14 protein-coding genes are annotated in these 13229 nt (G+C 65.3%); 11 read left to right on the forward strand and 3 right to left on the reverse strand.

Translation table 11 applies throughout. The features are described from left to right. The first annotated feature begins 146 nt into the window (after positions 1 to 146). Both IP65_RS12935 and IP65_RS12940 read left to right on the forward strand, forming a co-directional pair. Positions 147 to 884 carry a S24 family peptidase gene (locus tag IP65_RS12935; protein WP_054131982.1) on the forward strand — a complete coding sequence of 246 codons (738 nt, stop codon included), beginning with the start codon at positions 147 to 149 and terminating at the stop codon, positions 882 to 884. Positions 885 to 939: 55 nt separating this feature from the next. After that, the gene (locus tag IP65_RS12940; RefSeq protein ID WP_054131983.1) at positions 940 to 1614 is read left to right on the forward strand and encodes an MBL fold metallo-hydrolase; all 675 of its coding nucleotides are present in this window, start codon (positions 940 to 942) and stop codon (positions 1612 to 1614) included. A gap of 43 nt (positions 1615 to 1657) precedes the next feature. Here IP65_RS12940 and IP65_RS12945 read toward each other — a convergent pair whose 3' ends face one another. Then, the gene (locus IP65_RS12945) at positions 1658 to 2053 is read right to left on the reverse strand and encodes an MAPEG family protein (RefSeq protein WP_054131984.1); all 396 of its coding nucleotides are present in this window, start codon (positions 2051 to 2053) and stop codon (positions 1658 to 1660) included. Between the two features lie 269 nt (positions 2054 to 2322). Between IP65_RS12945 and rpmF the strand changes: the two genes are divergently transcribed. From rpmF to IP65_RS12975, 6 genes are all read left to right on the forward strand, one after another. Further along, entirely contained in the window at positions 2323 to 2502 is a 180-nt protein-coding gene (rpmF, locus tag IP65_RS12950) for a 50S ribosomal protein L32 (protein ID WP_022676831.1), read from the forward strand. A 28-nt stretch (positions 2503 to 2530) separates the two neighbouring features. Next, a complete protein-coding gene (plsX, locus tag IP65_RS12955) occupies positions 2531 to 3613 on the forward strand; it encodes a phosphate acyltransferase PlsX (RefSeq protein ID WP_054131985.1) in 1083 nt (360 codons plus the stop codon). Further along, positions 3610 to 4587, forward strand: a complete 978-nt coding sequence (locus IP65_RS12960) for a beta-ketoacyl-ACP synthase III (RefSeq protein ID WP_022676833.1) — start codon at positions 3610 to 3612, stop codon at positions 4585 to 4587. Before plsX ends, IP65_RS12960 begins: the two co-directional genes overlap by 4 nt. A gap of 208 nt (positions 4588 to 4795) precedes the next feature. Then, the gene (locus tag IP65_RS12965) at positions 4796 to 5095 is read left to right on the forward strand and encodes an integration host factor subunit alpha (protein ID WP_022676834.1); all 300 of its coding nucleotides are present in this window, start codon (positions 4796 to 4798) and stop codon (positions 5093 to 5095) included. A 12-nt stretch (positions 5096 to 5107) separates the two neighbouring features. Beyond that, positions 5108 to 5590 carry a MerR family transcriptional regulator gene (locus tag IP65_RS20875; protein ID WP_082350127.1) on the forward strand — a complete coding sequence of 161 codons (483 nt, stop codon included), beginning with the start codon at positions 5108 to 5110 and terminating at the stop codon, positions 5588 to 5590. 193 nt (positions 5591 to 5783) lie between these two features. Beyond that, positions 5784 to 6341 (forward strand): fasciclin domain-containing protein, encoded by a 558-nt coding sequence (locus IP65_RS12975; protein WP_054131986.1) that lies wholly within the window; start codon positions 5784 to 5786, stop codon positions 6339 to 6341. A gap of 109 nt (positions 6342 to 6450) precedes the next feature. On the opposite strand, the gene IP65_RS12980 is transcribed toward IP65_RS12975, so the two are convergent. Both IP65_RS12980 and IP65_RS12985 read right to left on the reverse strand, forming a co-directional pair. Beyond that, positions 6451 to 8064, reverse strand: a complete 1614-nt coding sequence (locus tag IP65_RS12980; RefSeq protein WP_054131987.1) for a lysine--tRNA ligase — start codon at positions 8062 to 8064, stop codon at positions 6451 to 6453. Positions 8065 to 8212: 148 nt separating this feature from the next. Next, positions 8213 to 9094 carry a flagellin gene (locus IP65_RS12985; protein WP_054131988.1) on the reverse strand — a complete coding sequence of 294 codons (882 nt, stop codon included), beginning with the start codon at positions 9092 to 9094 and terminating at the stop codon, positions 8213 to 8215. Positions 9095 to 9246: 152 nt separating this feature from the next. Between IP65_RS12985 and IP65_RS12990 the strand changes: the two genes are divergently transcribed. From IP65_RS12990 to IP65_RS13000, 3 genes are read left to right on the forward strand one after another with little or no spacing between them, the layout of a single operon-like run. Beyond that, the gene (locus IP65_RS12990) at positions 9247 to 12027 is read left to right on the forward strand and encodes an ATP-dependent DNA helicase (RefSeq protein ID WP_054131989.1); all 2781 of its coding nucleotides are present in this window, start codon (positions 9247 to 9249) and stop codon (positions 12025 to 12027) included. Then, on the forward strand, positions 12024 to 12569 hold the full coding sequence (locus IP65_RS12995) for a histidine phosphatase family protein (protein ID WP_054131990.1): 546 nt from the start codon (positions 12024 to 12026) through the stop codon (positions 12567 to 12569). Before IP65_RS12990 ends, IP65_RS12995 begins: the two co-directional genes overlap by 4 nt. A gap of 52 nt (positions 12570 to 12621) precedes the next feature. Further along, positions 12622 to 12891, forward strand: a complete 270-nt coding sequence (locus IP65_RS13000) for a hypothetical protein (RefSeq protein WP_054131991.1) — start codon at positions 12622 to 12624, stop codon at positions 12889 to 12891. Positions 12892 to 13229: the final 338 nt, after the last annotated feature.

The following is a 13229-nucleotide window of genomic DNA, read 5'->3' on the forward strand; positions in this document are numbered from 1 at the left end:
TCTGGATGGTTAAGGACATGGCTTGAATCGCGACATGAAATTTCCTCGGATTCCGGTGTAGTCCTGTGGACAAATCCCGATAAAAATCCTATAAACCGCTGGATAGGCTTAGTGTCTAGGAAAAATCCTTCGAGTTTGGACGCACCATGGCGAAGTCTCTGGAATCTGTCGAAAGCGCTGGCACGATAGGCAAAGGTGGCGGCGAACCGCTCGATCCGGCGCGGGCGCGGCTGGTCGAACTGGCTGCCGCGCGGGGGGTTTCGCTCTCGGCGCTGTCCGGGCTGATCGGGCGCAATGCTAGCTATCTTCAGCAATTCGTGCGCAAGGGTTCGCCGCGCAAGCTGGAAGAGATCGATCGCGGCACCTTGGCGCGGTTCTTTGGCGTGGACGAGGCGGAACTGGGCGCGCCCGATCCGGCGGTGCATGTGCCCGCGGCGCTGCGGCAGGATGGCGTCGGTCTTTCCACGCCGCGAACCCAGGCCGAATGGGCTGACATTCCCCGCCTGGCGCTGGGCGCTTCGGCCGGGGCAGGGGCGCTGACGGCCGATGAAGTGCCGGTCGGCCGGCTGCGCTTTTCCAGCCGCTGGCTCAAGGCGCAGGGCCTCGATCCGGCCATGCTCAGCGTGATCGAGGTGGAAGGCGACTCGATGGAGCCGACGCTGCGCGACAGCGACGAAATCCTGGTCGACCGCACCCCGCGCCCCCTGCGCGCCGGCATCCACGTGATCCGCGTGGACGATGTGCTGCTGGTCAAGCGATTGGAAGCAGGCGCGGCGGGCATGATCCGCGTGATCAGCGACAACCCCGCCTATCCCCGTATGGAACGCCCCATGGCCGATGTGGACGTGGTCGGCCGCGTGGTGTGGAAGGGCGGCAAGATCTGAAGGTGCGGCGCGCCAATGGCTTGCCATTTGCCGGCGCGCTGGCCATTTCAGGGGCATGAACCAGACCCCATCCAGCACCCTGCCGCCCATGCAAGTGGCGATTCTGCCTGTTACGCCGTTGCAGCAGAACTGCACGCTGTTGTGGTGCACGGCCACGATGAAGGCGGCGGTGATCGATCCGGGTGGCGATCTCGACCGGATCAAGGCCCTGGTGGCCAAGGCTGGCGTGACAGTGGAAAAGCTGCTGATCACCCATGGGCACCTCGATCACTGCGGCGGCGCGGCGCAGCTGGCGCGCGACCTCGGCGTGCCGATCGAAGGGCCGCACGAGGCGGACCTGTTCTGGATCGCCAAGCTGGCCGAGGATAGCGGGCGCTGGGGCGTGCCGGCGGAAATCTTCACGCCGACGCGCTGGCTCGACCAGGGCGATACGGTCACGGTGGGCAATCTGACGCTCGATGTGCTGCATTGCCCGGGGCACACGCCGGGCCACGTGGTGTTCTTCCACCAGCCCTCGCGCTTTGCCGTGGTGGGCGACGTGCTGTTCCAGGGCGGCATTGGCCGCTGGGATTTCCCGCTCGGCAACTTTGACGATCTGGTCGCCTCGATCACCGGGCGGCTGTGGCCGCTGGGCGACGACGTGATGTTCAATCCCGGCCACGGCCCGCGCAGCACATTTGGCCATGAACGCGCGAGCAACCCCTGGGTGGGGGATGCCGCGCTCGCCTGAACGAGGCGGGCCTGATTCGTAGCGAATCAGGCCCGCAGGTTTTTCAGGCGTCGGCCGCGATGGAAATCGCCCAGACGGCAAGGCCAAGCAGCGCGAGAATCGTGGTCAGCGCGCCGATCATGCGCAGGCGCGAAGGCTGCTTGCCATCCATGCCCACGCCATGGGCAACGCGGCCCAGCATATAGATGCCCATGACGCCGAGCAGCCACGGGCTGCCCGGCCGCGCCAGTTCCACCAGGCCCGATAGGACCAGCACGATCGGGGCGCTTTCGATGAAGTTGGCCTGGGCGCGCATGCGCGCGACCAGCGGCGGATGGCCGCCATCGCCCAGCGCGATCTTGGCTTCGCGCCGCACCATGCCGATGCGCACCATCAGCCAGAAATTGAGAATCGCCGCCGCCCCGGCGGAAACCAGGGTGATGGGCAGGATGATCGGCATCGCGTATTTTCCCCTCTCGCATGTTCTGCCCAGGTTTTCTGCGCCGGTGCATGGGCCAAATGCCGCCTTTGCGACGAGGCCATGCTTGCAAAGCACCAGAAAATCCGTATAGGCGCGGCCTTCGCCCGTGATAGGCGATGCCGGTCCACCCGCTCTAATCCAGAACGGAAGCCGTATGAACCCTTCGTCGTGAGATGCGGGGTTGTGCGGTGGCACGGTTTTCCCTATCGCGCCCGCAATCGTTGTAATTTTCAGGAACAGGTGCCGAAATGGCCGTCCCAAAAAGAAAGACCTCCCCGTCCCGCCGGGGCATGCGCCGCAGCCACGATGCGCTGAAGGCAGAAGCATTCCACGAATGCTCGAACTGCGGTGAACTCAAGCGCCCGCACATGCTGTGCAACGCTTGCGGTCACTACAACGGTCGCGAAATCATCGCCGTCGGCGCCTGAGCCGATCTGACGGAGGGATGATCGGATCATGAGCCTGCCCAGAATCGCCGTCGATGCGATGGGCGGTGACGAAGGTGTGCGCGTGATGATCGAAGGCGCCGCGCTTGCGCGTCGGCGTCACGATCGCTTCAAGTTCCTGCTGGTCGGGGACGAGGCGAAGATCGCTCAAGCCCTTGACCATCATCCCAACCTTCGCAGCGCGTCGGAAATCCTCCACGCGCCCGAAGCGGTGGCCGGCGATGAACGGCCCACCCAAGCCCTGCGCCGCGCACGCACCACGTCGATGGGATTGGCCATCGATGCGGTGAAGCGTGGCGAGGCTGGCGCTGCGGTGAGCAGCGGCAATACCGGCGCGCTTATGGCCATGGCCAAGCTGGCGCTGCGCACCATGCCTGGCATCGATCGCCCGGCACTGGCTGCCCTCCTGCCCACGCTGGGCACGCACGATGTCATCATGCTCGACCTGGGCGCGAACACCGATTGCGATGCCCGCAATCTGTTCCAGTTCGCCATCATGGGCGCAGCCTATGCGCGCATCGTCCACGGGCTCGACAGTCCGCGCGTGCGCCTGCTCAACATCGGCACCGAAGAAACCAAGGGCACCGAAAACCTGCGCGATGCCGCCGCCCTGCTCAAGCAGGCCGCTGCCTCGCTCGCGCTGACGTTCGATGGCTTTGCCGAGGCGGACAAGGTCTCGCGCGGCGATTTCGACGTGGTCGTCACCGATGGGTTCTCCGGCAATATCGCGTTGAAAGCGATGGAAGGCGCCGCCCGCTTCGTGGGCGATCTGCTGCGTCGCAGCTTCGCCTCGTCGCTGCGGTCCAAGCTAGGCTTCCTGATCTCGCGCCCGGCGACCGAAACGCTCAAGCATCATCTCGATCCCAACAACCACAACGGGGCGGTTTTCCTCGGCCTCAATGGCGTGGTGGTGAAAAGCCATGGCAGCGCATCGGCCATGGGGGTGGCCAATGCCGTCGCCGTGACCGCGCGCCTCCTGGAGGAAAACCTGATCGAGCGTATCGCGGCCGACGTGGCTGCGGTCGATCCCGATACGATTCGCCAGCCGGCCCGGCGCCGTGCGGCCAACACGGAAGGTGAAACCGCGCTGTGACTCTGCGCTCGGTTATTACCGGCAGCGGTTCCGCTCTGCCGCAACGTGCCGTTTCCAATGCTGAAATGGCGCAGATGGTGGATACCACCGACGAATGGATCGTGGAGCGCACGGGCATTCGCAATCGCTATATCGCGGGGGAGGGCGAAACCACGTCCTCGCTCGCCATCCTCGCCGCGCGCCGCGCGATCGAGGCTGCGGGGATCGAACCTGCCAGCATCGACCTGATCGTGCTGGCCACGGCCACGCCGGATCAGACCTTTCCCGCCACGGCCACGATCGTGCAGCAGGCGCTGGGCTGCAATGGCGGCATGGCATTTGACGTCGCGGCGGTCTGCTCGGGCTTTCTCTATGCGATGGGTACGGCCGATGCCATGCTGCGCACCGGCATGGCGCGCCGCGCCCTGGTGATTGGCGCGGAAACCTTCAGCCGCATTCTCGATTGGGAAGACCGCACCACCTGCGTGCTGTTTGGCGATGGCGCCGGCGCCATGGTGCTCGAAGCGCGCGAAGTCGATCCGGCTGACGCGGCGGCGCCGGGCGTTCTGGCCACCCGCCTCCATGCCGATGGCGCCCACAACCAGCTACTCTATGTCGATGGTGGTGCCTCTACCACGGGCACGGTGGGCAAGCTGCGGATGAAGGGGCGCGAGGTGTTCCGCCACGCCGTCACCAATCTCGCCTCGGTACTGCAGGAAGTGCTGACCGACACCGGCCATGTTTCTGCCGATATCGATTGGGTGGTGCCGCATCAGGCCAACTACCGCATTCTCGATGCCACCGCGCGTAAGCTCGGTCTGCCGGCGGAAAAGGTGGTGGTGACGGTGGACCAGCACGCCAATACCAGCGCCGCTTCGGTGCCACTGGCGTTTGACACCGCCGTGCGCGACGGGCGCATCACCAAGGGGCACCTGGTGGTGTTCGAAGCGATGGGCGGCGGGTTTACCTGGGGGGCGTGCATCGCCCGCATGTGATTCGCGCCACTGTGGTGCCAAGTGATTTCACGACCGTTTTGGAGCATGGGGATGCCTGAAACGATCTGAAACAGTCCGATCATCGCTGGATTTTTGCTGCGCAGAAAATCCATCAGGGCTTTGACGGAATGGAGTGCATTGCCTGTCCTGCAAAACGCGCTATTGTATGGGACGGGAAGGGATTTTTTTACCGGGGGGTAAAACAACCATGCGTTCTGTTGGTACGCTGACACGGGCCGATCTGGCCGAGAGCATCAATCGTCGGGTCGGTCTTTCGCGGGCGGATTCGCTCGAAATGGTCGAGGCCATATTGCAGCACATGAGTGGTGCACTGTCCGAAGGCGAGAATGTTAAGATTTCCGGTTTCGGTACGTTCCTGTTGCGGGACAAGGCCGAACGCATCGGGCGTAACCCCAAGACCGGGGTGGAAGTGCCGATCACGCCACGGCGCGTGCTCACCTTCCGCGCCAGCCAGATGCTGAAGGATCGCATCAGCGACGGTTCCTGATAGAATGGATACATGACGGATAAGGGCCATCTCGTTTCTCCCGAAAGTGTGATTGATGATGGCAAGGCGCCCGATGCCTTGCGCACGATCGGAGAGGTGGCCCGGCTCCTGGGCGTGAAGCCGCATGTCCTGCGCTATTGGGAAGAGCAGTTTCCGATGCTGCGCCCGCTGACGCGCGCCGGTAACCGGCGCTATTACCGGGCCGAAGACGTGGCGCTCGTGGCCACGATCGACCGCCTGCTCAATCACGAAGGCTATACCATTCGCGGCGCCCGCCAGGCACTGGACGGTGACCTGCGCGTCAACGCGCCTGTGGCGTTGGACAAGGCCGACCAGGGCCCGGTCTCTGCACCGCTGGCAGCGGATCGGGAAACCGCGCCCATGGGCAAGGCCAGCCCCGCGTTGGAAACCGAGCTGGTTGCCGCGGTGGCGCGGCTGCGCGTGCATCTGGAACAGATTCGCAGCGGTCTGGCGGCGGCGCTCGAAGACGATTGACCCGGCCGGGCAGCTGCTGCGTCCGTGCCGCGTGCCGTGCTTCGCCCAAAAGGGAAAGGCGGCCTTTCCCTAAAAATCCGCTTCGTTTCATTTGTTTGCGCCGCGTTGCCCTTGTGGGCAGGGGCATGTGCTGGAACTCTGCCTGTTTGATCTGGTTCGAACGGCGGCAATGATGCCGAGTGGAGAGTTTCCCATGCTGAAAGGCAAGTTCTATGCGTCGCTGGCCGCTGCCGGCCTGGCGCTTGCGCTCACCCCCGCCGCCCAGGCCGCCGCGTCGAAGATGGTCGGTGGCGCCGCGATGGTTGGCACCAAGACGATCGTCGAAAACGCGTCGAAGTCGTCCGATCACACCACGCTGGTCGCCGCCGTCAAGGCCGCCGACCTGGTCGACACGCTGAACGGCAAGGGCCCGTTCACCGTGTTCGCGCCGACCAACGAAGCCTTTGCCGCGCTGCCGGCAGGCACCGTGGACACGCTGCTCAAGCCTGAAAACAAGGCGCAGCTAACCCAGATCCTCACCTACCACGTGGTGGCCGGCAAGGTGACTGCGGCTGACCTGATCGCCAAGATCAAGGCCGGCGGCTGCACTGCCACGCTGACCACGGTGGAAGGCGAACCGCTGACCGCCATGCTCGATGGCAGCAATGTCGTCCTGACCGACGCCAAGGGCGGCAAGGCCACGGTGACGATCGCCGATGTGCCGCAGTCCAACGGCGTGGTGCACGTGATCAATGCCGTGCTGATGCCGTAATGCTGTTGGGGGCGGGATAACATTCCCTCCCCCTGGCCCCCTCCCGCAAGCGGGAGGGGGAAACAGCTATCTCCCCTCCCGCTTGCGGGAGGGGCTTGGGGAGGGCGTGTCAGCCCTCTGCCAGCGCCTCAGCAATCAACTTGCGCGTATTGCCTACACCATACAGCGCGATGAAGCTGCCCATGCGCGGGCCCTGGGCAGAGCCCAGCAGCGTCTCATACAGCGCCTTGAACCAGTCACGCAGGGTTTCGAAGCCGTAGTGTGGGTCCTTGCCGATTTCATAGACGATATTCTGCAATTCCTCGGCCGTGGCATCGTCGCTCGTCGCGGCGAGTTCTTCGTCGAGGGCGGCCAGCGCCGCTGCCTCGCCAGCCTCGGGCTTGCGCCGCACCAGCGTGGGCGCGATGAAATCCCGGTTGTAAGCCAGCGCCCGCGTCACCAGCGCGTCGAGCGCGGGATGGGCGGCCGGATCGGCATTGTCGACATAGTTGGCAAGGTATGACCACACCTGTTCGCGCGTGGCATGGGCGCCCAGCACGCCGACGAGGTTGAGCAGCAGGCCATAAGTCACCGGCAGCTTGTCGCCCGCGCCAGATTGTTCGCCATTGGTGCGCAGCAGGTGCCACACCGGGTTGCCCAGTTGCTGCTCCACCGGCTGGCTGGGCAGCTTTTCGCGGAACTGCCAGTATTCATCGACCGCGCGGGGGATGATGCCCACGTGCAGCGACTTTGCGCTCTTGGGTTCGCGGAACAAGTAAAAGCCGAGGGATTCCTCGCTGCCGTAATCGAGCCATTGCTCGATGGTCAGGCCATTGCCCTTGGACTTCGAGATCTTTTCGCCCTTCTCGTCCAGGAACAGTTCGTAGATCAGGCCTTCGGGGCGGCGGCCGCCGAGCACCTGGGCGATGCGGCCCGATTGCGTCACGCTGTCGGTCAGGTCCTTGCCGCACATCTCGTAATCGACGCCCAGCGCCACCCAGCGCATCGCCCAATCGACCTTCCACTGCAGCTTGGACTTGCCGCCCAGGATTGATTGCTCGACCACCTCGCCGGTCACGTCGGTAAAGCGGATCATGCCGCTTTCGGCATCGACCACCTCGATCGGCACCTGCAGCACCTGGCCATTGCTGGGCGAGATTGGCAGGACCGGCGAATAGGTCTTGCGGCGTTCCTCGCGCAGGGTGGGCAGCATGATGCCCATGATGGCGTCAAAGTGGCGCAGCACGCTCTTGAGCGCTTCGTCGAAAGCGCCCGAATTGTAGCGTTCGGCGCCCGAGACGAATTCATAGTCGAAGCTGAAGCGATCGAGGAATTCGCGCAGCATCGCGTTGTTGTGGTGGGCAAAGCTTTCGTACTTGCCGAACGGATCGGGAATGCGGCTCAACGGCTCCTGCAGGTGCGCGGTGAGGAGGTCCTTGTTGGGCACGTTGTCGGGCACCTTGCGCAGCCCATCCATGTCGTCGGAAAAGGCGACCAGGCGCGTGGGGTGGCCACCGGTCAGCACTTCATAGGCGCGGCGCACCAGCGTGGTGCGCAACACTTCCTGGAAGGTGCCGATATGCGGCAGGCCCGAGGGACCATAGCCGGTTTCGAACAGCACCGGCACCAGCTCGCCCGCGCCGTCGCGTTTCCCGCCGGGATAGCGCTTGACCAGCTTGCGCGCTTCCTCGAACGGCCAGGACTTCGACACTTGGGCGGCGGTGGTGAGTTCGGTTTGGGTCATGGTTCCCGCCCTTTCGCGCCTGCCGCGCGCGAAGGCAAGGCATTTGGGGCGGTTGATGCGGCGGTTCCATGCGAAAATGCGGCACAGCCCGGGGGTGGGCTGTACCGCATTTCCGTGGAGGCTCCCGAAGCGGGTGTGGATGGGGGACTTACTTCAGGAGCGTCAGGACATTCTGCTGGTTCTGGTTGGCCTGCGAGATCATCGCGGTCGATGCCTGGGCGAGGATCTGCGCCTTGGCCATGGCGGTGGTTTCAGCAGAATAATCGGTATCGAGAATGCGGCTGCGCGCATCGGACAGGTTGGTGACGTTGTCGGTCAGGTTGTTGACCACCGATTGCAGACGGTTCTGACCGGCACCGAATTCGGCACGCACGGCCGTCACCTGCGCCAGGGCGGAGTCAATGTTGTCCATCGTGGTCGAAGCCTTGGCTGAATCGCTCACGTCCAGCGCCTGGGTGGTGGACGTAGCATCATAGGTCGATGCGCCCGAGCCGAACAGGATCTGGCCGTCGAACGCCTTGGAGCGCAGCGTGACCACGTTGGTGGTGTTGGCGCCGGCCTGGATATCGAGCGTGAGATCGTCGCTGCCATCGGTGGCGGGGGTGCTGGTCATCACCTTGAACACGTTGTTGCCGTTGAACAGGGTGTTGTTGAGCACGTCTGAAATCTGGGCGGTGAGGTTGCCCACTTCCGACTGCATCGCGGTGCGATCGGAATCCTGGTAGGTGGCCGACTTGGACTGGACCGCCAGTTCGCGGATGCGCTGGAGCATCGCGGTCACTTCGTTGAGCGCGCCATCGGCGGTCTGCGCCATCGAGATGCCGTCGTTGGCGTTGCGCACGCCCTGCTGCATGCCCTGGATCTGCGCGGTCATGGTGGTGGTGATGGCCAGGCCCGCGGCATCGTCCTTGGCGCTGTTGATGCGCTTGCCGGTCGACAGGCGCTGCATCGCAACGCCGGTCTGTTGCGACGCGGTGATAGAGGCGTTGGCGGCACGAAGCGCCGCGATATTGGTGTTGATGACTGCCATTTTCCCATTCTCCACTATGGGTTGAGTGACGATCCGGCGGTTCCCATCCGGTTCGCCAGCAAAAACGGCGCCGGCGCGGATTGTTTAAGTGGAGGGGGTGGGGCACGGGTGTATGCTTGCCCCTCGTTCCATTTTCGTTCACAGGTTCGGGCATGGCTGTCCCTGCTGCTCCAGACCCGGGCAATCCCGCCCCGCCGGCGCTCGATCTGCCCGCAGTCCATGCCAGCCACAGCGGCTGCTGGCTGCGCGGGGTGGATCTGTTCCCCTCCACCCGCACGGTGGGCAAGGGTGAGGCGATCGTGGCGGCGGCCGATACGCCGCTGCTGATGCTCAATGCGCCGCTGGTGGCAAGCCGGCTGGGCTATCCCGATCTGTCGGGCCTCGATCTGCTCGAGCTCTATGCCTTCGTCCATCCTGCGCGATTCGTGGTACCCACGCCCAAGGGGCTGGCCAATGCGCTGGGCCTGCCGCAGCCGGCCGGAGACGCCGATGTCCCGCTGCTGTTGCAGCAGGCGGCGCAGGCCTTGCTGGCCACCACTGCTGCGGCCGATTGGCCAGAGCGGGAAGGGGCGTGGAGCGCGCTGCAATCCATGATCAAGCTGCGCTGGCCCTGGGCCACGCTGCTCACCGGGCAGATCGCCCGGCCCGAACGCGCCGAGCGCTGGCTGTTTTCCCGCCTGCCGGAATGGGACGAGGCGGGCGAGCGGCCGCAGCCCGCGCAAGTCGTGCTCGATCCGCAGGCGGTGGAGACGCGGCTCGCCACGCTGACCGGTGCCGGGGCGGAAGACCGGCCAGGCCAGCGCGCCTTTGCGCGCGAGGCGGCGCAGATGTTTGCGCCGCGCCGGGGGGCGCGGCAGCCGCACGTGGTGCTGGCCCAGGCCGGCACCGGCACCGGTAAGACGCTGGGCTATCTGGCGCCGGCATCGCTGTGGACGCAGCAATCGGGCGGTACGGTCTGGGTTTCCACCTATACCAAGGCGCTGCAACGGCAGCTGCGCCGCGAAAGTGCGCGTGCCTTTGCCATGCCGCCGCCGGGCAGCAAGGCGCCGCCTCCGGTGGTGGTGCGCAAGGGGCGCGAAAACTATCTGTGCCTGCTCAATCTGGAAGACGCCTTGCAGGGCGGCTTTACCGGGCGGCCGGCGATCCTCGCGCATCTCGTGGCGCGCTGGGCGGCCTATAGCCAGGATGGTGACATGATCGGCGGCGATCTGCCCGGCTGGCTGGGCACGCTGTTCCGCAAGCGCGGCATCGCCGCCCTGACCGACCAGCGCGGCGAATGCGTCTATGCCGGCTGCCCGCATTATCGCAAATGCTTCATCGAACGTGCCGCGCGCGCCAGTGCCGAGGCAGAGCTGGTGGTGGCCAACCACGCGCTGGTCATGGTCAACGCCGCACGCGGCCGCGATGTCGCGCAGCGCCCCACGCGCATCGTGTTCGACGAAGGACACCACGTGTTCGATGCGGCCGACAGCACGTTTGGCGCGGCGCTGACCGGGGCCGAGGCGATCGAGCTGCGCCGCTGGGTGATCGGCCCGGAAGGCAAGTCACGCGGGCGGCGGCGCGGGCTTTCGGCGCGGCTGGCCGATGTCGCCAGCTATGACGAAGGTGGCGCCACGGCGATCACCCAGGCGCGCGAGGCCGCTGAGCTTTTGCCCGGTGACGGCTGGCTGGCGCGGATTGGCGAAGGCACGCCCGATGGCCCGGTGGAGCGTCTGCTTGCCGCCGTACGCGCCACCGTGCTCGCCCGCGATGAAAGCGGCGGCACCGAGGCCGGCTATGGCCTGGAAACCGAAGCGGCGCAACTCGATGGCCCGATGCTGGAAGCCGCCGCCGCCGCGCTCGAAGCGCTGGAAGACCTGCGCCAGCCGCTGCTGCGCCTGACCCTGCGCCTGGAAGCGATCGTGGAGGAAGGGCCCGACTGGCTCGACGGCCAGGCGCGCGCGCGGATCGAGGGCGCACGCAGTGCCATCCAGTGGCGCACCGACCTGCTCGCGGGTTGGATCGCGCTGCTCGGGCGGCTGGGCGGGCCGGCCGATCCCGATTATGTGGACTGGCTGGCCCTCGATCGCTCTGATGGCCGGGAATGGGACATGGGGCTGCACCGCCACCATCTCGATCCGATGAAGCCCTTTGCCGAAGTCGTGCTGGCGCCGGCCCATGGCGTGCTGATGACCTCGGCCACGCTGACCGATGGCGGCGACTGGAGCGGGGCGATCACCCGCAGCGGTGCCGCGCGGCTGGAGGTGCAGCCCGAACTCTTCGCCGCCAAGAGCCCGTTCGACTATCCCAACCAGGCGCAGGTGCTGATCGTGACCGACGTGCCGCGGGGCGATATCGCCGCGCTGGCGGGCGCCTATGCCCGCCTGATCGAGGCGAGCGGCGGCGGCGTGCTGGGCCTGTTCACCGCGATCCGCCGCTTGCGCGCGGTGCATGGGCGCATTGCCGATCGCCTGGCGCGCGCCGGGCTGCCGCTCTATGCCCAGCATGTCGATCCGATCGATACCGGCACGCTGGTGGATATCTTTCGCGACGATCCGCGCGCCTCGTTGCTCGGCACCGACGCGCTGCGCGACGGGGTCGATGTGCCGGGCCAGTCGCTGCGCCTGGTAGTGATGGAGCAGGTGCCCTGGCCCAAGCCATCGATCCTGCACCGCGCCCGGCGCATGGCCGCCCCGCGCGAAGAGGGCGGCGCGCAGGGGCACGATGACCGCATCATTCGCGCGCGCCTGGCCCAGGCATTCGGCCGCCTGATCCGCTCGGCCGATGACAAGGGCCATTTCGTGGTCCTCTCCTCTGCCTTCCCATCGCGCCTGCTGTCTGCCTTCCCCGAAGGCACGCCAGTGCGCCGGGTCAGCCTGGAGCAGGCTTTACAATCCATCGCCGGCCGTGTTGATGAGGCGGTGTTGGCATCGAAAGTCGAAAGTTCGCCGTGAAGACGCTCGCCCTGTTCCGCCATGCCAAGTCTGACTGGAGCGACGCCCGCGCCCGCGATTTCGACCGTCCGCTCAACGAACGCGGCCAGCGCGGCGCGCTCGCCATGGGCGAGCATGTGCGCGACAGCGGCCGCCGCTTTGACCGCGTGATCGCCTCGCCGGCGGTGCGCGTGGCCGAAACCATCGAATGGGCCAGCAAGGCGTGGAACCGCGTGTTTCCGGTGGAATGGGACCGGCGCATCTACCTCGCCAGCTCGGCCACGCTGATGGACTTGCTGCGCGAATTGCCCGGCGATCCGGGCAGCGTGCTGATGATCGGCCACAATCCGGGCCTGGAAGACCTGATCTTCGATCTGGTGCCCGATGATGGATCAAGCCCCTTGCGCGATGTGGTGGAGGCCAAGTTCCCGACCGCCACTTTCGCCGTGTTGGAATTGGACGTGGCGCGCTGGGCGGATGTGGACGCGGGTTGCGCGCGGCTGGTTGACCTGACGCGGCCACGCGATCTCGATCCGGCACTGGGGCCGCAGCCGCACGGGTGAGGGCTGGGCTCGCCCAGTTGCAGATGTTCGATACGTGGCGCAGAAACGCGCAATGAGCAGCATCGCAGACCTTCAAATGATCCAAATCATTTTGCACTGGGCTTGGGATCCGATCGGCGTGCGCGGTATCGAGGGAGCCTCCGACGAATACGACATGTACGCGCTTCAAGTGCTGAAGCTGCTCGAAACCGATGCGCCGACCGACGAAATCGCCAATCATTTGACAGCTATAGTCTGCGATCGAATTGGGCTTCCCAGTAATCCGGATCGAGATAGCGACGTCGCCACGATGTTAAGCCAACTTTACGCCATCGGTCGATAGCAGCGAGGAACAGCGATCCACCAATCTCGGACGTTTCAGTCCACTTCGCGAGGCGTCACGCTTTTGGAACTGATGCGCCCTATCGTCGGGGCCGCTCTTTTTCCAAATTTCCACACAAAGCCACGAAGACACGAAGAGAAGGGGCTTCTTCGTGGCTTCGTGGCTTCGTGTGCAATCATTCTGAGAATCACGCGCGCCTGGTTCGGGCGGGGTATTGAGGGATAAAGCTGGACCCCGGATCAAGTCCGGGGTGACGTTAGGCATTTGATTTAAGGTGTTTAAAATACCTCACAGTCTTCGTCACCCCGGACTTGATCCGGGGTCCAGCTTCTTCTTAG

It is taken from the genome of Novosphingobium sp. AAP1 (assembly GCF_001295765.1).
Taxonomy (GTDB): Bacteria; Pseudomonadota; Alphaproteobacteria; order Sphingomonadales; family Sphingomonadaceae; genus Novosphingobium; species Novosphingobium capsulatum.

Coding starts and splice junctions, on each gene's coding strand:
- IP65_RS12935 (WP_054131982.1), top strand. CDS start 147: ATGGCGAAGTCTCTGGAATCTGTCGAAAGCGCTGGCACGATAGGCAAA.
- IP65_RS12940 (WP_054131983.1), top strand. CDS start 940: ATGAACCAGACCCCATCCAGCACCCTGCCGCCCATGCAAGTGGCGATT.
- IP65_RS12945 (WP_054131984.1), bottom strand. CDS start 2,053: ATGCCGATCATCCTGCCCATCACCCTGGTTTCCGCCGGGGCGGCGGCG.
- rpmF (WP_022676831.1), top strand. CDS start 2,323: ATGGCCGTCCCAAAAAGAAAGACCTCCCCGTCCCGCCGGGGCATGCGC.
- plsX (WP_054131985.1), top strand. CDS start 2,531: ATGAGCCTGCCCAGAATCGCCGTCGATGCGATGGGCGGTGACGAAGGT.
- IP65_RS12965 (WP_022676834.1), top strand. CDS start 4,796: ATGCGTTCTGTTGGTACGCTGACACGGGCCGATCTGGCCGAGAGCATC.
- IP65_RS20875 (WP_082350127.1), top strand. CDS start 5,108: ATGACGGATAAGGGCCATCTCGTTTCTCCCGAAAGTGTGATTGATGAT.
- IP65_RS12975 (WP_054131986.1), top strand. CDS start 5,784: ATGCTGAAAGGCAAGTTCTATGCGTCGCTGGCCGCTGCCGGCCTGGCG.
- IP65_RS12980 (WP_054131987.1), bottom strand. CDS start 8,064: ATGACCCAAACCGAACTCACCACCGCCGCCCAAGTGTCGAAGTCCTGG.
- IP65_RS12985 (WP_054131988.1), bottom strand. CDS start 9,094: ATGGCAGTCATCAACACCAATATCGCGGCGCTTCGTGCCGCCAACGCC.
- IP65_RS12990 (WP_054131989.1), top strand. CDS start 9,247: ATGGCTGTCCCTGCTGCTCCAGACCCGGGCAATCCCGCCCCGCCGGCG.
- IP65_RS13000 (WP_054131991.1), top strand. CDS start 12,622: ATGAGCAGCATCGCAGACCTTCAAATGATCCAAATCATTTTGCACTGG.